24 protein-coding genes are annotated in these 25,285 nt (G+C 56.2%); 16 read left to right on the forward strand and 8 right to left on the reverse strand.

The annotated features are described in order from the left end of the window. Positions 1 to 64: 64 nt before the first annotated feature. Positions 65 to 1,741 (reverse strand): methyl-accepting chemotaxis protein, encoded by a 1,677-nt coding sequence (locus DFP90_RS07685; protein WP_181905243.1) that lies wholly within the window; start codon positions 1,739 to 1,741, stop codon positions 65 to 67. Positions 1,742 to 1,933: 192 nt separating this feature from the next. Next, positions 1,934 to 2,716, reverse strand: coding sequence for a substrate-binding periplasmic protein (locus DFP90_RS07690; RefSeq protein ID WP_181905244.1), 783 nt, complete (start codon positions 2,714 to 2,716; stop codon positions 1,934 to 1,936). 267 nt (positions 2,717 to 2,983) lie between these two features. On the opposite strand from DFP90_RS07690, the gene DFP90_RS07695 reads away from it, so the two are divergent. The 3 genes from DFP90_RS07695 to DFP90_RS07705 all read left to right on the forward strand — a co-directional run bounded on the left by DFP90_RS07695 (position 2,984) and on the right by DFP90_RS07705 (position 4,534). Next, positions 2,984 to 3,388 carry a hypothetical protein gene (locus DFP90_RS07695; protein WP_115935873.1) on the forward strand — a complete coding sequence of 135 codons (405 nt, stop codon included), beginning with the start codon at positions 2,984 to 2,986 and terminating at the stop codon, positions 3,386 to 3,388. Positions 3,389 to 3,491: 103 nt separating this feature from the next. After that, positions 3,492 to 3,986, forward strand: coding sequence for a hypothetical protein (locus tag DFP90_RS07700; protein WP_147300970.1), 495 nt, complete (start codon positions 3,492 to 3,494; stop codon positions 3,984 to 3,986). Positions 3,987 to 4,054: 68 nt separating this feature from the next. Further along, entirely contained in the window at positions 4,055 to 4,534 is a 480-nt protein-coding gene (locus tag DFP90_RS07705; protein ID WP_115935875.1) for a recombinase family protein, read from the forward strand. A 208-nt stretch (positions 4,535 to 4,742) separates the two neighbouring features. Here DFP90_RS07705 and DFP90_RS07710 read toward each other — a convergent pair whose 3' ends face one another. Then, positions 4,743 to 4,955 carry an RSP_7527 family protein gene (locus tag DFP90_RS07710; RefSeq protein ID WP_115935876.1) on the reverse strand — a complete coding sequence of 71 codons (213 nt, stop codon included), beginning with the start codon at positions 4,953 to 4,955 and terminating at the stop codon, positions 4,743 to 4,745. A gap of 145 nt (positions 4,956 to 5,100) precedes the next feature. Here DFP90_RS07710 and DFP90_RS07715 point away from each other — a divergent pair, with 145 nt between their 5' ends. The 9 genes from DFP90_RS07715 to DFP90_RS07755 all read left to right on the forward strand — a co-directional run bounded on the left by DFP90_RS07715 (position 5,101) and on the right by DFP90_RS07755 (position 14,450). Then, complete coding sequence (locus DFP90_RS07715) at positions 5,101 to 6,024, forward strand: LysR family transcriptional regulator (RefSeq protein WP_115935877.1); 924 nt, start codon at positions 5,101 to 5,103, stop codon at positions 6,022 to 6,024. Between the two features lie 306 nt (positions 6,025 to 6,330). Beyond that, complete coding sequence (locus tag DFP90_RS07720; protein WP_115935878.1) at positions 6,331 to 6,795, forward strand: SUF system Fe-S cluster assembly regulator; 465 nt, start codon at positions 6,331 to 6,333, stop codon at positions 6,793 to 6,795. 18 nt (positions 6,796 to 6,813) lie between these two features. After that, positions 6,814 to 8,292 carry a Fe-S cluster assembly protein SufB gene (gene sufB / locus DFP90_RS07725; RefSeq protein ID WP_115935879.1) on the forward strand — a complete coding sequence of 493 codons (1,479 nt, stop codon included), beginning with the start codon at positions 6,814 to 6,816 and terminating at the stop codon, positions 8,290 to 8,292. A gap of 58 nt (positions 8,293 to 8,350) precedes the next feature. Continuing rightward, on the forward strand, positions 8,351 to 9,103 hold the full coding sequence (gene sufC, locus DFP90_RS07730; RefSeq protein ID WP_115935880.1) for a Fe-S cluster assembly ATPase SufC: 753 nt from the start codon (positions 8,351 to 8,353) through the stop codon (positions 9,101 to 9,103). Between the two features lie 11 nt (positions 9,104 to 9,114). Continuing rightward, entirely contained in the window at positions 9,115 to 10,389 is a 1,275-nt protein-coding gene (sufD, locus tag DFP90_RS07735; protein WP_147300971.1) for a Fe-S cluster assembly protein SufD, read from the forward strand. Next, positions 10,386 to 11,636 (forward strand): cysteine desulfurase, encoded by a 1,251-nt coding sequence (locus DFP90_RS07740; protein WP_115935882.1) that lies wholly within the window; start codon positions 10,386 to 10,388, stop codon positions 11,634 to 11,636. The genes sufD and DFP90_RS07740 overlap by 4 nt, the downstream gene beginning before the upstream one ends. Next, the gene (locus DFP90_RS07745; RefSeq protein ID WP_342767794.1) at positions 11,636 to 12,094 is read left to right on the forward strand and encodes a DUF59 domain-containing protein; all 459 of its coding nucleotides are present in this window, start codon (positions 11,636 to 11,638) and stop codon (positions 12,092 to 12,094) included. Before DFP90_RS07740 ends, DFP90_RS07745 begins: the two co-directional genes overlap by 1 nt. A 93-nt stretch (positions 12,095 to 12,187) precedes the next feature. Continuing rightward, complete coding sequence (locus tag DFP90_RS07750) at positions 12,188 to 12,535, forward strand: HesB/IscA family protein (RefSeq protein WP_115935883.1); 348 nt, start codon at positions 12,188 to 12,190, stop codon at positions 12,533 to 12,535. Positions 12,536 to 12,707: 172 nt separating this feature from the next. Then, positions 12,708 to 14,450 carry a methyl-accepting chemotaxis protein gene (locus DFP90_RS07755; protein WP_115935884.1) on the forward strand — a complete coding sequence of 581 codons (1,743 nt, stop codon included), beginning with the start codon at positions 12,708 to 12,710 and terminating at the stop codon, positions 14,448 to 14,450. A gap of 24 nt (positions 14,451 to 14,474) precedes the next feature. Here the strand turns inward: DFP90_RS07755 and DFP90_RS07760 are convergent, their stop codons facing one another. The 5 genes from DFP90_RS07760 to DFP90_RS07780 form a co-directional block, all read right to left on the reverse strand. After that, positions 14,475 to 16,460 (reverse strand): sensor histidine kinase, encoded by a 1,986-nt coding sequence (locus tag DFP90_RS07760; RefSeq protein WP_115935885.1) that lies wholly within the window; start codon positions 16,458 to 16,460, stop codon positions 14,475 to 14,477. A 135-nt stretch (positions 16,461 to 16,595) separates the two neighbouring features. Then, entirely contained in the window at positions 16,596 to 17,462 is an 867-nt protein-coding gene (panC, locus tag DFP90_RS07765) for a pantoate--beta-alanine ligase (protein ID WP_115935886.1), read from the reverse strand. A 41-nt stretch (positions 17,463 to 17,503) separates the two neighbouring features. Next, entirely contained in the window at positions 17,504 to 18,337 is an 834-nt protein-coding gene (gene panB / locus DFP90_RS07770) for a 3-methyl-2-oxobutanoate hydroxymethyltransferase (RefSeq protein ID WP_115935887.1), read from the reverse strand. 205 nt (positions 18,338 to 18,542) lie between these two features. Further along, the gene (locus DFP90_RS07775) at positions 18,543 to 19,760 is read right to left on the reverse strand and encodes a DUF1501 domain-containing protein (RefSeq protein WP_115935888.1); all 1,218 of its coding nucleotides are present in this window, start codon (positions 19,758 to 19,760) and stop codon (positions 18,543 to 18,545) included. 14 nt (positions 19,761 to 19,774) lie between these two features. Next, positions 19,775 to 21,127 (reverse strand): DUF1800 domain-containing protein, encoded by a 1,353-nt coding sequence (locus tag DFP90_RS07780; protein ID WP_115935889.1) that lies wholly within the window; start codon positions 21,125 to 21,127, stop codon positions 19,775 to 19,777. Positions 21,128 to 21,306: 179 nt separating this feature from the next. On the opposite strand from DFP90_RS07780, the gene DFP90_RS07785 reads away from it, so the two are divergent. The 4 genes from DFP90_RS07785 (at position 21,307) to DFP90_RS07800 (ending at position 25,244) form a co-directional block, all read left to right on the forward strand. After that, the gene (locus DFP90_RS07785; RefSeq protein ID WP_115935890.1) at positions 21,307 to 22,188 is read left to right on the forward strand and encodes a LysR family transcriptional regulator; all 882 of its coding nucleotides are present in this window, start codon (positions 21,307 to 21,309) and stop codon (positions 22,186 to 22,188) included. 112 nt (positions 22,189 to 22,300) lie between these two features. Then, positions 22,301 to 23,299, forward strand: coding sequence for an N-acetyltransferase DgcN (gene dgcN, locus DFP90_RS07790; RefSeq protein WP_115935891.1), 999 nt, complete (start codon positions 22,301 to 22,303; stop codon positions 23,297 to 23,299). Positions 23,300 to 23,313: 14 nt separating this feature from the next. Then, positions 23,314 to 24,294, forward strand: coding sequence for an N-acetyl-D-Glu racemase DgcA (gene dgcA / locus DFP90_RS07795; protein WP_115935892.1), 981 nt, complete (start codon positions 23,314 to 23,316; stop codon positions 24,292 to 24,294). A gap of 89 nt (positions 24,295 to 24,383) precedes the next feature. Next, complete coding sequence (locus tag DFP90_RS07800; protein WP_115935893.1) at positions 24,384 to 25,244, forward strand: hypothetical protein; 861 nt, start codon at positions 24,384 to 24,386, stop codon at positions 25,242 to 25,244. The last annotated feature ends 41 nt before the right edge of the window (positions 25,245 to 25,285 follow it).

Here is a 25,285-nt window from a genome sequence, read left to right on the forward strand (position 1 = left end):
AAAGGGCTATATCTGTAAAGACTCAATTAGCACTGAAACGATTTGCCGCAAACACAGCAACAGGTTAGGCAGAACGCATGGTGTCGAGGAAGCCGTTCACCTGGCGGCGTAGCCGGTTGGCTTCGGTTTCAACCGCGTTCATGCGCTGTACCGACGAAGTGGCAATGGCATGGGACTGACTGGCAAGGCCCGCGAAATTCTCTAGCCGTTCCATAGCGCCCGCACCGGATTGCGAAGCCTGTTTGGCGCTCCGGGCGATCTGGTTGGTGGTAACATTCTGCTCTTCAACAGCGGCGGCGATGACTCCGGCAATCTCGGTCATCTGGCCGGCCTGCTGAGCGATCTCGCGAATTCCGGTGACGGTTTCCTTGACGGACTGCTGAATGCGGCCAACATGGGCGGCGATATCCTCGGTGGCCTTGGCGGTTTGGCTTGCCAGCGTCTTGACCTCGTTGGCAACCACGGCAAAGCCTTTGCCGGCATCCCCGGCACGGGCGGCTTCGATAGTGGCGTTGAGGGCCAATAGATTGGTTTGTTCCGCGATATCATTGATCAATTGCACCACTTCGCCAATTTTGTCGGCGGCCTGGTCCAAAGCAGCGACATTCCCGGAAGATGTTTCGGCATTGCCAAGTGTTTCGCGGGATATTTCTACCGCCCGGTTTACCTGGGCGCTGATCTCGGCGATAGCCTGGCTCAGCTCATCGGTGGAATGGGCGACGGCGTCGATGTTATCGGCGACCGAGCGCGTAGAGACCTGGATTGCGTTTGTCTGGCTCTCCACTTCCGAGGTGCCGTTCAGAAGCTTGTCCGACATGCCACGCATTTCTTCAATCGACTCCCGGACATTGGACAGGGCGGATTGGGCCTCGCTGTCAAATTCCTGGGAGGCATTTTGCAAGCGGCCCGACCGGTTGCGATCCTGTTCAGCCTTGTCCAGCTGTGCACGTTGCATTTCTTCGCGTTCGATCAATTGGCCACGGAAAACCTCCATTGCGCGCGCGATTATGCCAAGTTCGTCCAGGCTCTCTGTCTCCGCGATTTTATCTTCCAGATTCCCGGCTTGAAGGGAGTCCACGGATCGGGTGACACGCCGGAACCGCCGGGCGACGGCCCTGCCGATCAACACGGTGGTCGTAATGGCAATCAGGAAGGCGGCGGCGCCCAGGGCCATATTCGTCAATTGTCCGTTATGGAACTGTTCGTTTAAGGCATTGGTGCGTTCGGTGATCCGGCTGTCGTCGGCGGCGCGCAATTCCTTGACCAATGTGGTGAGCCTGGCAAATTCACCGTCCAGCTCGCCTTTGATCTCATAAGCCGCATAGTCAGCCTTCGTTATGGCGGTGATCAGGGGCGGGAATTTTTCCTTGGTTGCCTGCAGGCCGCTGATGACGGCCTGGTAGGTTGGGCTGCGTTCATCCGTGTCCCCCAGTGTTTGCGCGAGGAATTGTTGGGCCTGCTGAATAGTGTCATCCAGGATGGGCAAAACGGCTTCGACTTTTTCCGGGCCAGAAGTATCGATGGCATCGGTGAGCCCCATACTGATCCGGGCCATGCCATCCTCCATATTGACGGTCAGGCGGTAGGAGGCAAAAAGAAGATGGTTTAATTCATCCACCGAAGACTGTTGTTGCTGGCTGAGCCAGGTGCTCTTGGCGATCACCGCGGCAAAAATAACCAGGATCAATACAGGTGTGATGGCCATCTTCTTGAAGATGGAGAGATTTCCCAGACGTAACATCTTGTTCCCCTTATTCCCAAATCGGCACATTCGGTGCGGCCAACCGGCCGCCAGACGACTTCCCAAGCCCAATCGGGAGGTTGTTGTTTATTGATGCAGGGGCTTATTTCTGCATTTTTTATCTGTAATATTTAAGCGCGGCGTGATTTCAGCGTCAATTCTGCAAGCCGGTAATTTAGCTAAAATTGTCAGTTACTTGTCTGGCAGATAGTCACCGCGGCGCGACTCTTCAAAATACTGTTCAAAGCGCCCGGATTGGCGGAGAACCGCCAGGCCGCGGTTGAAAGCGTCACGATATTCCGTTGCACGCGGGTTGACTTTGCCGAACAGCAGGAAAAACTCCGGCTCTTCAAACGGGGTGGGGTGGTAGGTGATCTGGTTGGCCTCTTCGGGTGAGAATTCCGTTTTCAGCACATATTCGGGATAGTCCCGGGACATGGCGAAAAGATCGATCCGTCCGGTCAGCAACCGCTGTAGGCTGTTGCGGGCATGGCGTCCTTCGAGAAGGGTTATGAGCCCGTTTTGGGCCATTTCCTCCAATTCCGGACGATAGGAAAAACCAAGATCAATGCCAATGGTCTTCCCCTCGAGATCGCTCAGCTCCTGCCAGTCGAAGGGTTTGTTTTTTAAGTGATAAAAATACCGGGTCATGCTGAATAATTGGTCCGAATATAGGAAAATTGCCTCGCGCTCTGGTGAGCGCACGGAAAAAGAGACCGCATCCACCTTTCCCTGCTGTCCTTCGATCAAGGCGCGTTTCCAGGGACGAAAGTTCAGCTCAGACCGGTAGCCGCTCTCCAAAAAGGCTTCCCGGATGATCCGGGCGATCACGCCTTGATGTTTCAGCCCCGGTTTTGTGTAGGGCGGCCATTCTGCCGCATTGACCTGGATAACGGTTTCCTGAGCGGCAACGGATACCGCAGATATCAAAAATAGCACCAGATTGGCGATCAGGAAGGCAGTCAGTCTCATCATGGTTCGGGCACTTGTCTGGATATGCCACATCATGGGCTGTTTTACGAAGAGATAGCCGCAAAAACTATATACGAAATGATGTTGCTAATTGGTTAATTAACAAATACACATGTAAAAAATAAGTAATACTGTAGAATAAATGAAATAAATATTGCAGTTATGTTGTGTATAATTATCAAAAAATCATAGTAAAGTTGATTTTATATTTGAATTATTGTGATATATGTGTATTATTATTTATAGATTATTAACTTCAGGGGATGTCCGATGCAGGTCAGCCGCGAACTGATCACCGCGATGGAGCAATTGATTGAAGCGCAGATCCGGCGTCTTTCCGCGGAGGCGGATATCTGCGTTTTTGCCCTTTATGACCCGTCCGCAAATGGCACTGGGCCCAAGGATTTCGCCTGTTACGACCGTAAGAAATGCGGGCGCATAGATTTGGATGTGGATTTTGAATTTGAAGGGGTTGGTGTTTGGTACATCGCCTATCGCGAAGGTGACGTGTTTCGGTCGAAAAAGATCCTTTTGAAGATTGAAAATGGTCGTTTTGCCCATGGGCAGGTTGGCAATTTCGAAGGCTATTGGGATGAGTTCCCGCAATATGTTGCCGAGGACCGCTGGGTCCAGGACCAATTGGGGCGCGATATCGCCAACGACATGCTTCACTGAATAAGGCTTCACCCTGGCAGGGAAGGCCGCGTCATCCTCCGGGATGGCGCGGTTTTTGCTTGTTTCTTGTATGGAAATTCAATCAAAGACTGTGGAGGGGAAGATGGGCGTGGGAACAGAATATTCCGCTTATCCGGCGGTTGGCGCACAGGTGCAGGAATCGGCCGCCGCGTTGCGCGGGCGTGAGGCTATCGCCAAGATCAAGGAGGTGGGGTTCCGCACTTATGTGGAAGAGTTGAATAAGGAAAAACTCGAGGAACTGCGCGAGAAAATTCTACAATCCATGGGATTGTCGGAGGAGGATCTGGCGGGCATGTCCGCTAACCAGCGCGCCGCAATCGAAAAAATGATCTCCGAGGAAATGCAGCGCCAGATGGCGGCGAATTCCCTGGCCAACAAAGGCGATGATGAAGGGAAAGGCAAAGGCAGCCTGGAAGGGACGGTAGAATTTGCCGCCCAAATGAGTATCGGCCAGCGCATGGGGCTGGACCTCTTGGATGATCAGATCCAGTTGCTGGGCCAGGAGGAAACTGAAGGGCCGGAAAGCCTGGTTTCTAAGGACGGTCATGATAAAAATCAGGATCGCCTGTTCGGGTGAATTGATCCCCTGGCCCGGGATGGTATATAGGGGGCATCCCATCAGTAGTTAAGTCGGACCGGACATTCATGAAAATCGGATATGCGCGTGTGGCCAATCACGAAGAGCATCTGGCCCACCAGCTGGACTTGCTGGTCGCGGAGGGCTGTGAATGGCTCTATACCGATAATGTCTCCGGTGTTAACCCCAACAAACCCGCGCTGGACCGCGCCATTGAAGAGGCCTCACCTGGTGATACCTTGGTGATTTGGAAACTCGACAGGCTGGGCCGCAGTGTTGATGAATTGGTGGCCTTTGGGGCCAGGCTTGAGGCTAAGACACTCGGCTTTCGATCTGTTGGCGACGATCTAGACGGTGCGCCGGGCCTGGGTGGTGAGTTCTTTAAACTGATGTCGGCGCTGGGCCGGTTCCAGGATCATGCCAGGCAGGAGCGCGGTGCGGCCGGGACGGGGGCGGCGCGTGGCCGCCATGCCATGGAGCCCGGTGCGGAAAAACTGTCGGCGGAGCAATGGCGGGCAGCCCGCAAATTGATGGAGGGGGAGGGCTGAGCCTCTTTCCCTATTGTCTTTGGGTTTCATAAAGTGGGGATAAGAAAAACCCCGCCCGGAAAATCCGGGCGGGGCATCAAGGTCATCGAGGGGTGCCTCATCGGAGGCGAGGGGGAGGGAAACTCCCCCCAGAGCAGGCGGCGACGCCACCTGAACCACAAATTCCATGATAACCAAAACGATCCTTATGGGAACGCCCGGGCCGAACTTACAGGGCAGCGATAACGCCGCCGGAGGTCCGGACCGGTTTGGTGGCAGACCGGCTGCCGATTTTCAGAAACAGACCTTTTACAAAGCGGCCAGCCGCTTTGAGGCCATCATGCATAGCGTGGCTGCGCAGGACGCGCGCACGGGCAATGGCTTCATCAATGTCTGCGTTGGAAGGGAATTTCACTTCCGAATTATTCAATACATACTGCATGGGTGCTCTCCAGCAAATCGGTTGCTATGGGACACCCTCCTTCTCCGAGCGTGAATTTAGACTTGTTCCCCGGCTATTAAAATCATACGAATCATCACATAACTTATGACAATGGGTCAAAAAAGAAGGCAGGACTGCGCGGGAAATGGACAAGATCGGGGAACTTACGGTATTTGCGAAAGTGGTGGATGAAGGAGGGTTTTCTGCGGCGGCCCGGGCGATGAACCTGACGCCAAGCGCGGTCAGTAAACAGATCGGGCGCCTGGAAGACCGTCTGGGCACCCGTTTGCTAAACCGCACCACGCGCTCTCTCAGCCTGACCCCGGAAGGCCGTAATTTCTACGACCGCTGCACCCGAATTCTCACCGACATTGATGATGCCGAAGCCGAGGTGACCCAGGCCCATGATTCGCCGCGCGGTGTTTTGCGCATCAGCTGCGGCGTGGCGTTTGGCCGCCATCAGGTCAGCCCCCTGGTACCGGAATTCCTGGAACGTTATCCGGATGTCCAGGTGGAGATGACCCTGACCGATTCCGTGGTTGATCTGGTAGAGCAGGGGATTGACCTGGCGGTGCGCTTTGGCGAGCTGCGCGATTCCAGCCTGATCGCCCGTTTCCTTGCGCGGTCCAAGCGCGCGATCTGTGCCTCCCCGGAATATCTGGCGAAGCATGGCATCCCCCAGACCCCGCAGGACCTGCATGATCATAACTGCCTGTTTTTCTCCAACCTGCCGCATCTGAATGAATGGATCTTCAAAATGCCGGATGGGGAATTTGCCTTCCAGCCGCAGGGGAATTTCTGCGCCAATAATGGCGAAACCATCCATGAAATGGTGTTGCACGGCCTGGGCATTGCCCGTCTGGCGGAATTCCTGGTCTCACCGGATGTGCGCGATGGCAAGCTGGAACGGATCCTGACCGATTATTACCGGGACATCACCGTACCGATCCATGCGCTCTATCCCACCAGGCGCCATCTCTCGCCCAAATTGCGAGCCTTCCTGGATTTTCTGGTCGAGAAGTTTTCGCCGATCCCGCCCTGGGAAATGGAACCCGGCAGCCGAAGCTGATCCTTGTTCTCTGCAAGTATAATCGTTGGAAAAAAAAGAAATCCCGGAAACCGTTTGGTTTCCGGGAAGTTTGATGGGTTAGGACAGAAAGTGGGCTTCCCAACGCTGTCGAGAATGAGATTAGCGCCCATCAGCCGCGCCGCAATTGATGCAGGTCAAGCCAGACCAAAAAACTTCTCTTTTTGTTAAAAATTTTTGAGCGATCCGCCCCTGCGGCGGTTTGTCCGGGGTGAAATTTATCCTTGAATTGGCGCTGAAAAGCAGTAAATACACAATCAGGACCAAAATGGTACGGTTTAGGATTCCATGTTCAGACTGAGCAAACTGACAGATTACGGATTTGTGCTGCTGGCCCATATGACCGGCCGTGCTGGCGAAACCGTGACCGCGCCCGAACTGGCGGAAGCAACCGCATTGCCGCAGCCGACCGTGGCCAAGACACTGAAAGCGCTGGCAAAGGCCGGTGTTGTGGTCTCCCATCGCGGGGTGGGCGGCGGCTACAGTCTGGACCGGGCACCGGATGATATTTCCGTGGCCGAGATAATATCCGCTATGGAAGGGCCGGTGGCACTGACCGCCTGTGTGGAAGGGGCCGAGCATCAATGTGATGTGGAAAGTTGCTGCCCCATGCGCGGGCATTGGGATTCCATCAACCATGCGGTCAAAACGGCATTGGAAGGGATCTCGCTTGCCGATGTCTCGTCCAAAAATAACGTGCCGGATTTTATAAATATGGATCAACCTGCGCCGTCTTTTGCGCAGGGCAGCTAATTATCGGAAGTCAGGAATATGGCGGCAACAACCGAAACCATCGAACAAGTCAAAGAACTGGGTGGCGGCGACAAATACAAACATGGCTTTGTTACCGACATCGAGATGGAATTTGCGCCCAAGGGCTTGAATGAAGATATCGTGCGCTTCATCTCGGCGAAAAAGGAAGAACCGGAATGGCTGCTGGAATGGCGGCTGAAGGCGTTTGAGCGCTGGAAAACCATGCCGGAACCCGATTGGGCCAAGCTGGATGTGCCGCCGATCGATTATAACGACATTTATTATTTTGCAGCGCCCAAGCGTGACGAGGACAAGCCCCAGTCCCTGGACGAGGTCGACCCGAAATTGCTGGAAACCTATGCAAAGCTGGGCATTCCCTTGAAGGAACAGGAAGTTCTGGCCGGTGTTGCCGGCGCGCCGACGGTTGCGGTCGATGCGGTGTTTGATTCCGTTTCCGTCGCGACCACTTACCGGAAAACCCTGGAGGAAAAGGGCATCATTTTCTGTTCCATTTCGGAAGCGGTCCACACCCATCCCGAACTGGTGAAGAAATATCTGGGTTCGGTTGTGCCCTATTCAGATAATAAACATGCCTGCCTGAACAGCGCGGTCTTCACTGACGGATCCTTTGTTTATATTCCGAAGGGCGTGCGCTGCCCGATGGAGCTTTCCACCTATTTCCGGATCAATGCGGAAAATACCGGTCAGTTCGAACGGACCCTGATTGTCGCCGATGAAGGGTCTTATGTCTCTTACCTGGAAGGGTGCACCGCGCCCCAGCGAGATGAAAACCAGCTGCATGCTGCGGTTGTTGAGCTGGTGACCCTTGATGATGCCGAGATCAAATATTCCACCGTCCAGAACTGGTATCCGGGCGATGAGGAAGGCCGTGGCGGGATTTATAACTTTGTGACCAAACGCGGTGCCTGCCGCGGGCGCAATTCCAAGATTAGCTGGACCCAGGTGGAAACCGGCTCCGCGATCACCTGGAAATATCCAAGCTGCATTCTGCAGGGCGATAATTCGGTGGGCGAGTTTTATTCGGTTGCCATCACCAACAACCGCCAGCAGGCCGACACCGGTACCAAGATGATCCATCTGGGGAAAAACACCCGGTCCAAGATCATCTCCAAGGGGATTTCCGCCGGTCGGTCGCAGCAGACTTATCGTGGGTTGGTGCGCATGTCGCCGAAGGCGGAAAGTGCGCGCAACTATACCCAATGCGACAGCCTGCTGATTGGCGATCAATGCGGGGCCCATACCACGCCCTATATCGAAAGCCGCAATGCCAGCGCCAAGGTCGAGCATGAAGCGACAACGTCGAAGATCAGTGAGGATCAGCTGTTTTATTGCCTGCAGCGCGGCATGTCGGAAGAAGATGCGGTCTCCCTCATCGTTAATGGTTTCTGCAAGGAAGTGATGCAGACCTTGCCGATGGAATTTGCGGTGGAAGCACAGAAATTGATCGGGATCAGCCTGGAAGGCAGCGTCGGTTAAGACGCCCTCCGGCTGCCCCGAATTGAACAAGAATTAGAGAAGATCAGGAATTTCAGAAATGTCACTGTTGGAAATCAAAGACCTGCAAGCCACCGTTGGCGAGAAACAGATCCTCAAAGGGTTGAACCTGACCCTGCGTCCGGGCGAGGTGCATGCCATCATGGGCCCGAACGGGGCGGGCAAGAGCACGCTGGGCTACAGCCTGGCCGGCCGCGACGGCTATGAAGTGACCGGCGGGTCCGTGACATTCGACGGCAAGGACCTGTTGGAAATGGACCCCAGTGAGCGCGCCAATGAAGGTCTGTTCCTCGCATTCCAATATCCGGTCGAGATCCCGGGCGTAGCGGGCACCACTTTCCTGAAACATGCTCTGAATGCCAAGCGCCGCCATCATGGCGAGGAAGAGCTGGACGGTCTTGAGTTTGTGAAATTCCTGCGCGGCAAGGCCAAGGAACTGGGCATGAATGACGAGATGTTGAAGCGCCCGGTCAATGTCGGTTTCTCCGGTGGCGAGAAAAAACGCAACGAAACCCTGCAGATGTCGGTGCTGGAACCGAAGCTTGCCGTTCTGGATGAAACCGATTCCGGTCTGGATATCGATGCGCTGCGCGTGGTGGCCGACGGGGTGAACCGCCTGCGTTCGCCGGATCGTGCCATTCTGGTGATCACCCATTACCAGCGCCTGCTGGATTATCTGGTGCCGGATTTTGTCCATGTCCTGGCCGACGGCAAGATTGTCAAATCCGGGGATAAGTCTCTGGCGCTGGAGCTGGAAGAAAAAGGCTATGCCGAATTTGTGTCGGCGGCGTGAGTGAGGCGGATATGTCGGAAATGATTGACCCCTTCATCAAAGCCCTGGACCAGGTGGAACAGACCGGTCCGGCCTGGCTGGATGCCCTGCGTAAACAAGGTGCGCAAGATTACCGCACGCTGGCTTTGCCGCACGTAAAATTGGAACAATGGAAATACACCAATCTGAAGGATCTGCGCGGCGCCGAGATCGCGGCTGCGGATGCGGCTTTGTTGGATGCGCTTCCGGCGACCCTGCCGGACCTGGATGCCTATCGTCTTGTGCTGGTTAATGGCCGATTTGACGCCGACTTGTCGGATCTGGGGGGCCTCTCCGACAAAGCATTGGTCAAAGGCTTGGAGCAGGCGCTTGAAGATGGTGATATCGAGACGCTTGGCGGCGGTTTCGAAGATGCTGCGCTGGTCTCATTAAGTGACGCGCTCCTGCGGGACGGCGCCTTCATCCGCATCAAGCGTGGCCATATGCTGGACAAGCCGATCCATCTGGTCATCCTCAGCGTTGGCAGTGACAAGCTGACCGCCAGCCATCCACGCATCGTGATTGATATGCAGGACGGTGCCAGCGCGACGGTTATCGAAACCCATATGGGGGCCAATGACAGCGCAGTTGTCTCCCTGCCGGTCAGCGAGGTCACGGTTGCCGAGAAGGCCCGTCTTGGCCATTACAAGCAACAGCTGGACAACGCGCAGAGCTACCATCTGGCCCATAGTGCGGTGACGGTTGCCGAAGGGGCCACCTATGACAGTTTCGTGCTGCAGCTGGGCGGCAAGCTTGCCCGCTGTGATGTGCGTTGCCTGATCGATGGTGCGCATGCCGATGTGCGGGTCAATGGTGCCTATCATGCGGGCAACGGGCAGCATGTGGACAATACCAGCTTCATCGATCATGCAGCCCCCGATGCCAAAAGCGCCGAAAATTTCCGCGGTGTTTTGGATGGTGACGGGCGCGGTGTGTTCCAGGGCAAGATCCTGGTGCGCCAGATCGCGCAAGGCACCGACGGCCAGCAGATGAACCGGGCGCTGCTGCTCTCCGAAAAAGCTGAGATCGACAGCAAGCCGGAGCTGGAGATTTATGCCGATGACGTCAAATGCTCTCATGGCGCGACCGCGGGCGACATGGATGAAGACCAGCTTTTTTATCTGATGGCACGCGGCATTGATGCTGATACTGCCCGCAAGCTTCTGATCCAGGCTTTCCTGTTCGATGTCCTGAACGAGATTGATTATGCCCCGGCGCGGGAGATCTTCCATGATGCCATCGCTGCCAAATTGGGAGAGATCGCATGAGTGAACAGGCGATGAGTGCTGCCAACGATTTCTACGACTTGGAGGCGATCCGGGCCGATTTCCCGATTTTGCAGGAAAAGGTCCATGGTCATCCGCTTTGTTTCCTGGATAACGGGGCCTCCGCGCAAAAACCCCTGGCGGTGATCAATGCCATGCGTTCTGTCTATGAGGAATGCTATGCCAATGTGCATCGCGGGGCCTACAGCTTCTCTGAACAAACCACCTTTGCTTATGAGCAGGCCCGGCGGAAGATCCAGGCCTATCTGAATGCAAGATCCGAGAAGGAAATCATCTTCACCGGCAATGCTACAGGCGCAATCAACCTGGTTGCCCATGCTTTTGGCCGCGGCTTGTTGAAAGCGGGTGACGAGGTGATCATCTCCGAGATGGAGCATCATTCCAATATCGTGCCCTGGCAGATGCTGCGCGATGAGAAGGGGATCGTACTGAAAGTCGCCCCCATCTCTGATGATGGCGCTTTCCGGTTCGATGAGTTTAAGGCGCTGTTGAGCGACAAAACCAAACTGGTGGCGGTCACCCATGTTTCCAACGTGCTGGGCACGGTGACCCCTGCAAAGCAGATTGTCGAGGCAGCCCATGACATGGGCGCAAAGGTCCTGTTCGACGGCAGCCAGGCGGTGATGCATATGCCGATTGATGTCCAGGATCTGGATTGCGATTTCTACGTCTTTACCGGACACAAGCTTTATGGCCCGTCCGGGATCGGTGTTCTTTATGGCAAGGAAGCCCTGCTGGATGCCATGCCACCCTTTTTGGGTGGGGGTGACATGATCGCCAGCGTGACGTTGGAACAATCCACCTGGGCGGAACTGCCGGCGAAATTTGAGGCGGGCACCCCGCCGATCGTGCAGGCGATTGGCCTTGGCGCGGCGGTGGATTATGTCAGTTCAGTCGGCCTGGAGCGCATAGCCCGGCATGAGCAGGGATTGCTGAATTATGCAACCCAGCAATTGGCCTCTGTTGACGGGCTGCGCCTGGTCGGCACGGCCCCGGCCAAGACCTCGGTCGTATCCTTCGTGATAGACGGGACCCATCCCCATGATGTGGCCACCATCGTTGACCAGAAGGGGGTTGCCATCCGGGCCGGGCATCATTGCGCAGAACCGCTGATGCATCGCATGGGAGTCACGGGCACCTCTCGGGCATCCTTTGGCATGTATAACAGCAAGGAGGAAGTGGATGTGCTGGTGTCCTCACTGCAGAAGGTCAAGGAGATATTCGGTTGATGGATGATCGTGACCAGAACACAACGGGCGGCCTGAGCGAAGATCTGCTGACCCAGGCCAGCATGGGCCATCCCTATGGTAGCTTCATGCCCGGTCCCTCGGCCGAAGAGGGCATGCAGGCCAAGGCCGGTGAAAAACTGGCGGATGGTGAGGAAAAGGCTGACCACGAAGCCATGCTTGATGGGCTGCGCACGGTCTATGATCCTGAAATTCCGGTGAATATTTATGACCTGGGCCTAATCTATGAATGCGAAATGGATGAGGCGGGCGATGTGGCGGTGACCATGACGCTGACCGCGCCGGCCTGTCCGGTGGCCGGGGAAATGCCCGGCCAGGTGGCCCAGGCGGTTGCCAATGTGGCCGGGGTCGGTGAAGTGACTGTAACCCTGACCTGGGAACCGGCATGGACGCCGGATCGTATGTCGGATGATGCCAAAATGGCACTGGATTATTTCTGATCGGGGATGATCGGGCAATTGCGATCGGCGGGTCGGACACCCATATATAGAAAAGACCGATCCGATGGGTTTGAAGTTAGGAGAGTGAATTCGATGTTCGGAACAGGTGCTCCCATATTGACGCTGACGGATGCCGCGGCCGATCGGGTGCGGGAACTTATGGATCAGGGCGATAACGAGGTGCTGGGCCTGCGTGTCGGTGTGTCCTCGAAGGGCTGTTCGGGGCTTTCCTATGTGGTGGAATATGCCAAGGAACAAAAACAGTTCGAAGAAGTGGTCGAAGATAAAGGGGTTCGCATCTTTGTTGATCCGGCGGCGGTCATGTTCATCATCGGCTCGCAGATGGATTATGTGGAAAGCAAACTGGATTCTCGCTTTACCTTCTCCAATCCCAATGAAACAGCTAGGTGTGGTTGCGGCGAAAGTTTCAGTACACAGTGATGCTGCCGCAGCGGTTTGGCCGTATTCCCAGGAACCCCGTCATGAATGTGACGGGGTTTTTCATTTTCCGCAGAGAGGTGGTAGTTGGGTCTAATTCACGCAATTTAGTCGTATTTTAACTAAATGATAGCATCCTAATCAGGTTGCATCTTGTCAAAATCGGAAAAAGATCATGCGGAAATCTATCCTATGGATGTTGGTTTTACCGGTCCCAGTCGCTATGGCGATTGGTATCGTGCTTGCAATGCTGATCCTGCCTGGCGCCGTGCGGGACAATGTCACCAAGGATGCGGTCACAGCAGCGCAGCAAACCGTCAAGCAATTCAAAATCGTGCGCGGTTATTACACCAACAATGTCATCAAGAAGGTTTTGGCCGACGGGAACCTGACCCCGTCCTTTCGCCATAAGCAGGAAGAGGGCAGTATTCCCCTGCCGGCGACCTTTATTCATGACATGAGTGCTTTACTGCATGAAGAGGATACGACCCTTTCTCTATACAGCCAGTTTCCTTTCCCGAACCGGAAAGACCGCAAGCTGGACGGCTTTCAGAAAGAGGCCTGGGATTATCTGGTCAAAAATCCGAAGGAAACCTTCAGCCGCCTGGAGACCATCGCCGGTGTGCCGACAGTCCGCGTGGCCATGGCGGATACCATGGTGGCGGATGCTTGTGTGAATTGCCATAACGGGCATCCGGAAACGCCCAAAGATGACTGGAAATTAGGGGATGTCCGCGGTGTTCTGGAAGTGACGACAGCAATCTCAGGGCCGTTGGCCCGCGGCAGCAGTCTCAGTACTTGGTTGATCGCGGCCGTGTTGATTGGCGGGGTGATCCTTACGGTAATCTGTGTATTCTTTGCCAGGAGGGTGATCGGTCCGTTACAGCGGATGACTCATTGCATGGAGGAATTGGCAGACGGCAATCTGGATGTGGAAATCACCGGCACCAAGCGGCAGTCGGAAATTGGTCATATGGCTGCGGCGATGCAGGTGTTTAAAGAAAACGCCATCGAGAACCGTCAGTTGGAGGCAGAGAAAGCCCAGGATCAAGAGCGCAACCAAAAGGCATTGCGTGAAGCGATGCAAAAAATGGCTGATGATCTTGAGGCGACGGTCAGCAGCGTAGTGGAAAATGTCACCGGGACATCGGATCATCTGCAAAAATCGGCAGATATCATGACTTCCCTGTCCAGTAAGGCGAATAATGATTGTTCCGTGGTGACGACGGCTGGTGAGCAAGCGGCAAGCAATGTCCAGACCGTTGCAGCGGCGTCTGAGGAATTGTCCCATTCCATTCGGGAGATCAGCACCCAGGTCGCAAATTCCACGAGAATCGCGAAGGAGGCGGTTCATCAGGCTGAGGAAACCAACCAGGATATCCGGACACTCGCTGACAATGCCCAAAAAATCGGGGATGTTCTAAACCTCATCTCGGATATCGCGGAACAGACCAATCTGCTGGCGCTGAACGCGACCATTGAGGCGGCGCGCGCCGGGGATGCGGGCAAAGGTTTTGCCGTCGTCGCCAATGAGGTCAAGAGCCTGGCCAACCAGACGGCCAAGGCGACTGAAGAGATCAGCGCCCAAATCGGGGGTATCCAAGGTGCGACACAGGAAGCTGTGAAATCGATCAAAGAAATCACTGATACGATTGGCGAGATTAACGAGATCGCATCCGGCATTGCCGCAGCGGTGGAAGAACAAAGTGCTGCAACCCAGGAAATCAGCCGGAATGTAGCACTGGCTGCGACGGATACGGAAAAGGTCCGGACGAATATCGCCAGCATCAGTGATGCGGTTAAGGAGACGAATGGTGCGTCAAACGGTATTCAGGATGCGTCGAATGACCTGTCGTCTCAGACCAGGAAACTGAGTGACGAAGTGCGGGATTTCCTCGTCCGGATCAAAGCCAGTTGAGAGGGGGCGGCAGAATGCGCCGCCCTAGACATGCGCAAGCTGCGGCAGGTGGATCTCGAACTTTACCCCTTCCCCTGGCAGGCTGGTGACATTGATTGTGCCTTGCAGCCGCACGGTGATGATCGAATAAATCAACAGCATGCCAAGGCCGCCTTCGGATTGTTGACTTTGGAAATAGGGGTCAAAGATCCGGTCCTTTTCCTGCTCGCTCATGCCCTTGCCATTATCTTCATAGATGATGGCAAGGCCGCCGCTTGAACTGGGGCTGGCCATGATGGTGATCAGACCTTTTTGCCCTTCGGTGAAACCGTGGGAAATGGAATGTCCCAAAAGGGTGGTCAGCACCTGACCGAGCGCGCCTGGATGGATGGCGATCTCAATGTCGTCCGGGCAATGGATCGCGACTTCTATCTCCCGGTCTTTGAGCAGGTCTGTTTGCTCTTGAACGCATTCTTTCAGGAATTCGCCAAAATGCACCAGGCGTTGTTCATCCAGGTCCTGCTGACGGCTGACCTGTTTGAACTGTTTGGCGAGCTCAATGGTTCGCTCAATATTTTCCTGTAATAGGGTGGCCCCTTCGGAAACGAAATCGAACAAGGCCTTTACATCCTGTTTTTTTATGGAACCTCCGTCCAGTTTGGTACCAAAGCGTTCCAATTTTCGGGACAGGTGAGTTGCAACGCCGACTGCGGCGCCCAACGGGGTATTGATTTCATGGGCGACATTGGAAACCAGGCTGGTGATGGAGACCATTTTTTCCGACTGAATCAGACTGCGTTGGGTCGTGCGCAATTCGCTTAAAGCCTGGTCAGCCCGTTCCTGGGCTTTTTGAACCGCCTTGTTCATGCCGGCCAGCTTTTGGTTCGACTTGGCGGCCTCCTCGAAGGTTTTTTCCAGGGCGGTACAGATTTCACTCAATTCATCCTGTCCACCAATCGAAAGCGGCATATTGTCCGTTTGTGGCCTGGACAGGACCAACTCCCGCAGGCGTTCCACCCGCGCAGCCACGCCCTGGCTGACCAGGAATGCGGCCAGGATCATCACCAGCAGCACTGCAATCGCCGTGCTCATTAAAATGGCCAGATTGCCTCTCACCCGCATGGGTTCGATATCTTGAATTTGTTGTTTGGACCGTTCCACGATGGTGGCCGACAAGCTGACCAGGCCGTTGGACAGCCGTTGAACGCCGTTATGGAAGTCCTGGGATCGCCATTTCAAACGCTCTTTTTCTGCGGTGATCTGTTGTTGGAATTCCGGTATGGCGGCCAAGCCGTTCGTGACCGAGCGCAGGCGTGACAGGACTATTGAATGTTCTTCCTGGATATCTTCTTCACTGAGTTCTTTCAGTTCACGCTGCAGGTCTCTCAGCTGCTGGTTGATTTGGGTATGTCCCCCAGGCAGTTTTCCATCCGTGTTCCGCCGGGCGGCCCGGACCAACTGGCTGTGTAGGCGTGTGTGGAGAAAATGCAGCGAGCTGATCCTGGCTGCCAGGCTCTCCGTCCATTCCCCCGCATGACCATGCTCTGGCCTCAATGCCTCCAGGCTGTCGAGGATGGATCGCAGTTGGATATCAATCGTAGTGAGGGTTTCCTGTTGATCGATCAGATGTTTTTCGATCTTCTCGCGGGACTTTAGAATGTCGACACTTTGATCCCGCAATAGGGTGGCTTGACGGATGACACCATCCAGGCGTGCCGTTTCGTTGTTGGGGAACGTCCGGGCTGCGATTTGATCCAATTGATTGAGCTGCCCTTCAAATTGTTGCTGCAAGGCTTCCAGACGCTGTAACCCGTTGCCTGAGAGCAATTGGGGGGATAGTGCGGTCAGGCTGTCGGCGATGCGCACTAGCCCATGGCCGGCTTCGGCCTTCAGCAGGGCCGCCTGTGTGACCTGTTCCACGGATCGGCTGAAATTGAAAAAACTGATCGCTGAGATCAGGCCAAGCGCTGCCATCAGAAGGGCCACAATGGCCACAACTGCCGTCAGTTTGGCTCGGATGGTGCGCAACATGCCCGTGATCCCGGTCCATCATTTGGTCAAAGGCAGCTTACGCACAGGGGAGCCTGAGCGGGCAAGCCTCTCTTGCCATGATAGTTTCTGCCGCATTAACGGTGGGTTAACGTCATATGCTGGTTGGTTTGTTGCCTATGGATTGACGACCGGACAGTTGTCAATCAGGCGGGCACGGCCAAGATGGGCGGCGGCAAAGAGGCGTGCAGGACGGGCCTTATCCAGCTCTTTACACGGGCTTAGGTCCTCTTCATGCCGGATCTCAAGGTAATCAACCTTGTCAAAACCGGCCTCAAGCAGTTTCTCTTGACCCTCGCGCAGCATAGGGGCCAGAGGGGCGCCCGTTAGGGCATGTTTTGCGATATCTCCCAGGGTTTTACTGAGAATGGCTGCGGTTTCCCGTTGTTCCGCTGTGAGATAGCGATTGCGTGAAGACATGGCCAGGCCGTTTTCCTCGCGACAGATTGCGCCGCCTAGGATAGTGACAGGTATATCCAGATCTCTGACCAGTCGACGAATGACCTGCAATTGCTGGAAATCCTTTTCCCCAAAAACAGCCACATCCGGCAGGGACTGCATCAGCAATTTTGTAACAATGGTGGCGACACCGGAAAAATGGGTCGGCCGATCGGATCCACAAAGGGCTGTGGTCAAGCCGCCGACAGAGACTGTTGTACTGGCATCCGGTCGGTACATTTCTTCCACATTGGGGGCGAAGATCAATTCCACGCCGGCATCTCTCAATTTGGCACGATCTTCCTCAAAGGTTCGGGGATAGGCGTCCAGATCCTCGCCGGGGCCAAACTGGGTCGGATTGACGAAAATGGTGGTGCAGACGATATCGGCATGATTATGGGCGATCCGTGTCAGGCTGACATGGCCTTCATGAAGGTTGCCCATGGTGGGAACCAGACCAATAGTTTTGCCTTGGCGACGGTATGCGGCAATGGTGGCCCGCAATTCGGATACGGTCCGAACAACCTGGGGCAAATCAGAAGTCATTTTCTAAATCCGTAATCAGGAAATCGCCTGGAAGCGCAAGGTTATTCGGCGGCCTTCAACCCAAAACAATGTTCCGCGCCGGGGAATTGGCGGGCTTTGACATCAGCGGCATATTGTTCAACCGCCTGATCCACAGCCTCCCCAAGCTCAGCATAGCGTTTGACAAATTTCGGCGTGAATTCACTGTAGAGGCCCAGCACATCATCAGTTACCAGGACCTGACCATCGCAGGCGGGCGAGGCCCCGATGCCGATGGTTGGAACGGAAATGGCCTCAGTGACTGCGCGGGCCACCTGTTCCATGACGCCTTCCACCACGACGGAAAAGGCGCCGGCGTCGGCTATGGTCTTTGCATCTTCGATGATGGCCAGGGCCTGCTCGTCGTTACGGCCCTGGGCCTTGAAACCGCCCATATTCTGAACCTGTTGCGGCATCAGACCCACATGGCCCATCACTGGGATGCCCCGTTCCACGAGAAAGGCAACTGTTTCAGCCATTTCCCGGCCGCCTTCGATTTTGACCGCGGCACAGCCGGATTCAGCCATCAGCCGGGCGGCATTGCGAAAGGCTGCCTCTTTAGATTCCTCGTAAGTACCAAACGGCATATCGACCACAACCATCGCATGTTTGGACCCGCGCATGACGGCGGCGGCGTGGTGGATCATCATTTCCAGGGTCACGGCCAGGGTGTTGTCCATGCCGTAAATCACCATGCCCAGAGAATCACCAACCAGAAGCACATCCACATGTTCGTCGAGGATCTTGGCCATCGGGGCGGTGTAGGCGGTCAGGCTGACAATGGGTGTCTGACCCTTTCGAGCGGCAATATCCGGCGCAGTCAGCCGTCTGATGGACTGTTTTTTTGTCGCGGACATGAGGCGGATCCTCCTGGATACGTAATCCCGTGGCCCGGCGGTGCGGATGAGCGATCATCCAAGCAATCCGGGCAGTCTATGATTGCGGATGTTCTTTACCATGTTGCGGTGCGAAATAGAAGGCTTGTTTACATTTTTATGAAACAGATCGGGCGGACCGATATCAATCCGCCGGGTTCTGGAGGCCTCGATTGCAAAGCCTGTTTTACAGCAGTCCGGAGAGCGGTTTGATCTTTTCCGAGTTCGGGAACACTGTTTTATCAACCGTTGCCGCCTCTACGCCCATATGGCTGACCAAAACGGATTTGAACACAGCGCGAATGTCTTCTGACGGTTGCAATGCCTTTGAAAGCTCTGACGTGCGTGACACCAGGCCGGGCCAGGCACCTACGGTCTTGCCTCCCTTGATGGCGCCCCCCAGGACCATCATCGGACTGGCCAGTCCGTGATCGGTGCCAAGGTCTTTATTGGGACTGTTGGTGCGGCCAAATTCTGTCGCGACCACCACGACCGTCTTGTCCCAGTCATCGCGCATTTCACTGGCGAGCAGTTCGAGCCCGCCGGCCAGTGACGAAAACCGCCTTGCCAGTTGGCCTTCCAGGCTGCCCTGTGCGGCATGAGTGTCCCAGCCGGAGGTTTCGATCACCGCGATGCGGGCGCCATCTTGCGCACGCAATGCTTTGGCGGCGGTTCTGACCATGACCGACAACTCAGATACCGGCCGGGCCCCCGCATCGGCGGCCTGGTCATCTTCGGTCAATCCGGATTGCCGGTTTTGCTGTTGGCCCATCTCCTGGGCGAGCGCGGTTCGCAGCAGCGGGTCATCCTGATACAGCAGTGCCACGCGCTGATAAAAACCGGGCAGGCTGGAGGTTGCGGCCGGTACGGTCTGAATCAGTCCCTTTTCATCGGGACCAGCCAGTACGAGGGGCAGTTGGTCGCTGATGGAAACGGCGGGCACTGCCTCGCCGCCCATGGCGTTGATCGCCCGGTTCAGCCAGCCGCTCTGCGGGTTGCTAGGTGCGTCAAGGCCGCTATCAAGATGCAACAGGGCCTCACGATGGGCATTGCCGCGATAACTGTTGGCGGCCGCCGGTACAATCGCCATCTCCTTGCGTTTCCAGAAGGGGAGAAGCTGGCTGGCGGCTGGATGTAGTCCAAACGTCCTGTCCAGCTTCAGGAAACCGCCATCTTCTTCCTTCGGCAGGGCCAGACGCCCTCGGATTTTCCGATAATCCGGATCGCCATGGGGCGGGAACAGGGCCAGGCCGTCCATGCCGCCGCGTGCGAGTACCAAGATAAACCGGGCATCCCGGTTCACCTTGGCAAGAGACAGATTGCCAAAGGGAAAGGCTGTGACCGCCATGCCAGCCGCGGTTGCGGAGAGAAAGGAGCGTCGTGTGATCGGGAGTTGTTTTTTCATCAATGCTCTCCTTCTCAGCGCCGCTGGAATTCTGGGCTGGCCAGCAAAAGCGCGGCGGTTTCCACCGGCCCGCTGGAAATGGCCAACTGCCGGGCAGTGCGCTCACTCAACAATGGCCCCATTACGGAAAAGGCATAAGACAGGGGGGGGATCTCATGATCAACATTCTTGGCCAGAGCCGAAACCCAGTCGAGCCGCTCTAAAATCGATTCCCGACCAATCCAATAGGAGGCCTCCGTCGGCCAACCGGCTTCGCTGGGCGCATGATAGGGCGGCTGTCCCAAAGTCTGCAACGCCTGGAGCAACGGACGCCCGGTTTCGGGACGCAAATCCAAGGCATGGTAGGCGGAGAAAACCAGATCCTCCGCCGTTTTGATTTTCTGCTGTTCCGGCAGCCAGGCTTCTGATGACTTGATCATGCCGACTGCCATATGACCCAGATGGCCGCCGCTGTCCGCGTAGCCGCCGACAATGTCGCTGACCAGGGCATCGGATGGAGTGTCGGTGATGAAGAATTTAGCCATTTCACGTGCTAGGTGATATCCGGTTTCCGGCTGATGGGTCAGCAGATCCAGGGCGGCTTCGGCTTCCATCATCCCGGCTTCCGGGAAAATGCGCTCCACGAAACGTTTCTTATTGCCGGCGTGATAACGGGGCTCATAGAGAAAACCGCCGGGGTTCCTCGATTTGAGCGAGCCGATACTCCAGCCCGACAACATATTGGCCAAAGCAATCACATCCGATTTCCGGCCCCCGCCGGGGCGGCCCAGGGTAAACCGCTCTAGGATGGCCTGGGCCATTGTCGTGTCGAGCTCGCGCCGGCTGACCAGGCCAAGCGGCGAATGCTCCCCCACCGAGCGGTCGTTTTTCAAAAAGATAAGCATGGCCGGATGCTGGATCACCGCCATCAACATCAATCGGAAGGGGCCGTTCACATAGGGCCGGATCGCATCGCGCTCAAAGGCGGCAACCAAGGGGGCCAGCTCCGGATTGGTAGCGGCGGAAACCGTGAAATGATTGGTCCAGAAACGCACCAGCCGCTCGCGGAAGGGGCGTGGGCTTTTCAAGGTGGCGAGGCAATGCTGTGCCGCTTCATAAAGGGCCTGCTGGCGGGCTTCGGCGGCCCATTTTTCGCCCTCTCCCACGGCGCGGGCCTTCATGGCGTTGCGTTGCTGGGTTGGGCCGTTGGGCAATTTCTGCAGCTCAGGGGGAATATCCTGACCCTGCAATTGCTGAGTCAGCCAGGCTTTTGGATCGGCAACAATCTGGACGGCTTCGCCGGGTTTCAGGCCATATCCGAACCGGGTGGCCGCTATGGCCGCCATTATTTCCTCTTCGGTGAATTCCGGATATTCAAAACCGATCATCGGGTATCCTGTCTGCGCACATTACTTATTCCATAATCACAAGCAATCCGCGTGCCTGTTTTTTGCGGGGCCATTCTCCGGGGCCATTCTCCGGGGCCATTCTCCGGGGTTTGTTCCCTGTCATTGGCAGGGCCCCCCATTCTCTGATAAGTAACGGTTGGCTATCAAGGGAATAAACCATGAATTTGAGGCAGATAGAGATCTTTCATGCGGTGATGCAGGCCGGATCGCTAAACCAGGCGGCCAAAAGGCTCAATGTCTCTCAGCCAACCTTGAGCCAGGCCCTGAAACATGCGGAAGACCAGCTGGGCTATCTTCTGTTCAACAGGGTCAAGGGGCGGCTGGTGCCGACCCGCGAGGCGGAACTGTTGTTTGTTCATGCCGAAGGGGTGATGCGGCGGCTCACCCGTTTCACTCAGATTTCCGATAATCTGCACCGCCAGGCCGAAATGTCCCTGACGATCGGCGCGGTGCCGGCCCTGCATTTCCACGGCCTGCCCCAGGTGGTGGATGATCTGGCGGCCAGCTTTCCCAATCTTGGCATTGCCTTGCGCAGTCTGCAGTTTGAGGAGGCGGGCGAAGCGCTGACAAGAAAGAAGATTGATGCCGCCCTGCTGTTTTGTCCAGGCAATGTGGCCGGTCCGTTCAAAATAGAGCCTCTGGCCAAGGCGGGGTTTGAGGTGCTTTCCCGTGTGGAACTGCCGCTGGAAGAGCGGTCCCTGGAAAAGGTCTGCACACGGCCCGATTATATCTCCATCGCCGCGAGCGGCCCCTTGGGGGAGTTGTTGGACCGCCGTTTTGCCCGGGACGGCATCAGCATCCGTCCGCGCATCACCACGGAAACCTATTATTCCAGCGCAGTTTTGGCTCAGGCGGGGACCGGTGTCGCCATTGTCGACAGTTTCACCGCCCACGCCTTTGCAGCCAGAGGGCTGCATGCCTATCCGCTCGACGGTGTGGCGGATTATGATGTCGGGCTTGTTTATCCGGAAGATACCGGAAAGAGCGAGATTATCCGTTTCCTATGCGAGAGCCTGCGCCGCCATCTGGTGGAGAGATAACCACTCTATATAGGTTTTGCCTATAACCTGTTGCATGATGGATATTGGACAGGTTCCGGGCGAAGTCTTTAAAACGGCGTCAATTCAGACATTCAAGCGCCGGAGAGAGACCATGAAAATTCAGGCCCCTTATTTGATGTTTTTGGGCGATGCGCCGGACCAGTTGGCGGCGAAGGTGGCTAATGGTGTTGCCAAATGGCGCCCCGATTGGTGCCTGGGCCAGTTGCGGTTTGATGGCTGCGGGGCTGATCTGGGGCTGACCGACATGAGCCTGGAAGAGGCGAAGGCAGCCGGTGTCAAAACCCTGGTCATCGGTGTTGCCAACCGCGGCGGCGTCATCCCGGATCATTGGAAGGCGAGCCTGCTGGACGCTCTGGAGATGGGCTTTGATCTGGCCAGCGGCCTGCATAACAAACTGGCCGATATTCCGGAGATTGTCGAAAAGGCAAAGGCCAATGGTCGCCAGCTTTTCGATGTCCGGCATCCGACCGGCAATTTCGACGTGGCCAAAGGCAGCAAGCGGCCTGGCAAACGCCTGTTGGCGGTGGGGACCGACTGTTCTGTCGGCAAGATGTTCACGGCGCTCGCGGTTGAAGCCGAAATGAAAAAGCGTGGCATGAAATGCTCGTTCCGGGCGACCGGCCAGACCGGGATCTTCATCGCGGGGGACGGGGTTTCGGTCGATGCGGTCATCTCTGATTTCATCTCGGGTGCCACCGAACAGATCACGCCTGCCAATGATGCCGATCATTGGGATGTGGTCGAGGGGCAGGGCAGCCTGTTCCATGCCTCTTTTGCCGGGGTGAGCCTGGGCCTGCTGCATGGCAGCCAGCCCGATGCCCTGGTCATGTGCCATGTGGCCGAGCGTGACCATATGCGGGGCCTGCCTGATTTCCCGCTGCCGTCGATCCAGGACTGCATCGAGGTCAATGAACGTATGGGCCGCATGGTAAACCCGGACTGCCGGGTGATCGGCATCTCGGTCAATACCTCCATGCTGGATGATGCGGCCGCGGATGAATATCTGGCTGGTCTTGAGGCCGAAACCGGCCTGCCTTGTGTGGATGCCTACCGCCATGGCGCGGCGCGTCTGGTGGATGCGCTGGGCTGAGGCGGAGATTTTTCATGGCAAAACTGACTCTCTCAACCGAATCCTGGCCGATTGAAGGCGGCTTCACCATTTCACGCGGCAGCAAGACGGCGGCCGATGTGGTGATTGTGCATCTGGAACAGGATGGGGTGAAGGGCTGGGGCGAATGTGTGCCTTATGCCCGTTATGGCGAGAGCCTCCAGTCGGTCAGCGACCAGTTGAGCGCGGTGGCCAAGGCGGTTGCCGATGGCGCGGGGCGTTTGGACATCCAGGATCTGGTCAAGCCCGGGGCCGCGCGCAATGCGCTTGATTGTGCCTTTTGGGATTTGGAAGCAAAGCTTGCCGGTCAGCCGGTTTGGGAACTGGCCGGGCTCTCCCGGCCGGAGCCGCTGATCACCGCCTATACCATCAGTCTTGGCACGCCGGAGAAAATGGGAGCCCAGGCCAGCGCCAACGCACACCGGCCGCTGATGAAACTGAAACTGACCGGAGAGGGGGATTTGGAGCGGGTTGCCGCCGTGCGGGAAAATGCGCCGACCACCCGGCTGATTGTCGATGCCAACGAAGGCTGGTCGGTGGACCAGGTGGAGCCTTTCTCCGAAGCCTTGAAAAAGCTGGGTGTCGAGATGATCGAACAGCCGCTGCCGACGGCAGAGGATACCCTGCTGTCGGATGTTTCGCATCCGGTGACGCTCTGTGCCGATGAAAGCGCCCATGGGGTTGCCGATTTCCCAAAACTGGTCGGCAAATATGACATGATCAACATCAAGCTGGACAAGACCGGCGGGTTAACCGAAGCGCTGGAATTGAAACGCCTGGCCCGCGAGGCGGATATGCAGGTGATGATCGGCTGCATGCTGGCGACATCCCTTGCCATGGCGCCGGCCGCCCTGCTGGCCCAGGGGGCGGAAGTGGTGGATCTGGACGGGCCGCTGCTGCTCACCGATGACCGCGTGCCTGGCCTGGCCTTCAAAGGCAGCGAGATGGAGGCCTGGAATCCGGCGCTTTGGGGCTGAAACAATGTCATGTGATTGCTAATTTCTTTGCAATGGGTGGGGAATGTCGCTAGCAGATCGCTGGAAAAACCAATTCAATCGGGGGAAAAATGACTGATATGACCCATTCGGCGCAGATGCCGGAAAAATTGCCTGTTTGGCAGATTGTTCTTCAAACCTATGGGTTTGTGTTTGGCAATCTTGGCGCGCTTTTTCGTGTCGGGCTGATCCCGATGGCGGTTTACGGCGCGTTGATCATGTTGATCCAGGTCGACCTGCAGACCGAAGAATTCAGACGGATCGCGGAAGGTGAGGTGTTTGTCCCCATTTCCGGTTTGACCGGCATTTTGTTTGCGCTGCCGGTGTTGCTGTTCGCAACGGCTTGGCACCGCTACTCCATCAGCCGCGACCCGGCTATGACCGGGGTGTTTTCCCTGCGCCTTGGCAAAGCCGAACTGGTCTTTCTGGGCTATGGCATTTTGGTTTATGCGATGATTTTCATTGCCGGAATCGCCATCGGCATTGTCGGCGGTGTCCTGGCCGCATTCGTTGGCCAGTGGTTCATGGTTGTGATGGTTTTTGCCGTTATTGCGGTCATGTCGGTATTCCTGATCCGTCTGACCCTTGTCTTTCCGGCGGCGGCGATTGGGGCGACGGCCGGGATTAAGGATTCCTGGCGGGCAACCCGCGGCAGCTTCTGGCGGATTCTGGCAATCACCTTTCTGGTCTTGCTGCCGATCGGTGTCGTGAGCCTGATTGTGGCAACAACCTTCGACACGGTTGGTCTTATAACAGGGCATGGCAGCGCCGCTCCGGACCAGCTGGAGCAGGCGATCCGGATCACCAGTTTCATCAATCTGCTGTCCTACTGGATCTATATCGGGATCAGCATCGGGGCGCTTTCTTTCATCTACAAATTCCTTGCCGGTAAGGATATCGGTGAACCGGTCGACCTGACGGTGTTTCGCTAAGCGCTGACATGATGGTGATTTGAATGAAAAACCCGGCATCC

The sequence above is a fragment of the Aestuariispira insulae genome, from assembly GCF_003385955.1.
GTDB lineage: Bacteria > Pseudomonadota > Alphaproteobacteria > UBA8366 > Aestuariispiraceae > Aestuariispira > Aestuariispira insulae.

Excerpts from the sequence above, each read along its gene's own strand:
- DFP90_RS07685 (WP_181905243.1), bottom strand. The coding sequence starts at position 1,741 with ATGTTACGTCTGGGAAATCTCTCCATCTTCAAGAAGATGGCCATCACA.
- DFP90_RS07690 (WP_181905244.1), bottom strand. The coding sequence starts at position 2,716 with ATGATGAGACTGACTGCCTTCCTGATCGCCAATCTGGTGCTATTTTTG.
- DFP90_RS07695 (WP_115935873.1), top strand. The coding sequence starts at position 2,984 with ATGCAGGTCAGCCGCGAACTGATCACCGCGATGGAGCAATTGATTGAA.
- DFP90_RS07700 (WP_147300970.1), top strand. The coding sequence starts at position 3,492 with ATGGGCGTGGGAACAGAATATTCCGCTTATCCGGCGGTTGGCGCACAG.
- DFP90_RS07705 (WP_115935875.1), top strand. The coding sequence starts at position 4,055 with ATGAAAATCGGATATGCGCGTGTGGCCAATCACGAAGAGCATCTGGCC.
- DFP90_RS07710 (WP_115935876.1), bottom strand. The coding sequence starts at position 4,955 with ATGCAGTATGTATTGAATAATTCGGAAGTGAAATTCCCTTCCAACGCA.
- DFP90_RS07715 (WP_115935877.1), top strand. The coding sequence starts at position 5,101 with ATGGACAAGATCGGGGAACTTACGGTATTTGCGAAAGTGGTGGATGAA.
- DFP90_RS07720 (WP_115935878.1), top strand. The coding sequence starts at position 6,331 with ATGTTCAGACTGAGCAAACTGACAGATTACGGATTTGTGCTGCTGGCC.
- sufB (WP_115935879.1), top strand. The coding sequence starts at position 6,814 with ATGGCGGCAACAACCGAAACCATCGAACAAGTCAAAGAACTGGGTGGC.
- sufC (WP_115935880.1), top strand. The coding sequence starts at position 8,351 with ATGTCACTGTTGGAAATCAAAGACCTGCAAGCCACCGTTGGCGAGAAA.
- sufD (WP_147300971.1), top strand. The coding sequence starts at position 9,115 with ATGTCGGAAATGATTGACCCCTTCATCAAAGCCCTGGACCAGGTGGAA.
- DFP90_RS07740 (WP_115935882.1), top strand. The coding sequence starts at position 10,386 with ATGAGTGAACAGGCGATGAGTGCTGCCAACGATTTCTACGACTTGGAG.
- DFP90_RS07745 (WP_342767794.1), top strand. The coding sequence starts at position 11,636 with ATGGATGATCGTGACCAGAACACAACGGGCGGCCTGAGCGAAGATCTG.
- DFP90_RS07750 (WP_115935883.1), top strand. The coding sequence starts at position 12,188 with ATGTTCGGAACAGGTGCTCCCATATTGACGCTGACGGATGCCGCGGCC.
- DFP90_RS07755 (WP_115935884.1), top strand. The coding sequence starts at position 12,708 with ATGCGGAAATCTATCCTATGGATGTTGGTTTTACCGGTCCCAGTCGCT.
- DFP90_RS07760 (WP_115935885.1), bottom strand. The coding sequence starts at position 16,460 with ATGTTGCGCACCATCCGAGCCAAACTGACGGCAGTTGTGGCCATTGTG.
- panC (WP_115935886.1), bottom strand. The coding sequence starts at position 17,462 with ATGACTTCTGATTTGCCCCAGGTTGTTCGGACCGTATCCGAATTGCGG.
- panB (WP_115935887.1), bottom strand. The coding sequence starts at position 18,337 with ATGTCCGCGACAAAAAAACAGTCCATCAGACGGCTGACTGCGCCGGAT.
- DFP90_RS07775 (WP_115935888.1), bottom strand. The coding sequence starts at position 19,760 with ATGAAAAAACAACTCCCGATCACACGACGCTCCTTTCTCTCCGCAACC.
- DFP90_RS07780 (WP_115935889.1), bottom strand. The coding sequence starts at position 21,127 with ATGATCGGTTTTGAATATCCGGAATTCACCGAAGAGGAAATAATGGCG.
- DFP90_RS07785 (WP_115935890.1), top strand. The coding sequence starts at position 21,307 with ATGAATTTGAGGCAGATAGAGATCTTTCATGCGGTGATGCAGGCCGGA.
- dgcN (WP_115935891.1), top strand. The coding sequence starts at position 22,301 with ATGAAAATTCAGGCCCCTTATTTGATGTTTTTGGGCGATGCGCCGGAC.
- dgcA (WP_115935892.1), top strand. The coding sequence starts at position 23,314 with ATGGCAAAACTGACTCTCTCAACCGAATCCTGGCCGATTGAAGGCGGC.
- DFP90_RS07800 (WP_115935893.1), top strand. The coding sequence starts at position 24,384 with ATGACTGATATGACCCATTCGGCGCAGATGCCGGAAAAATTGCCTGTT.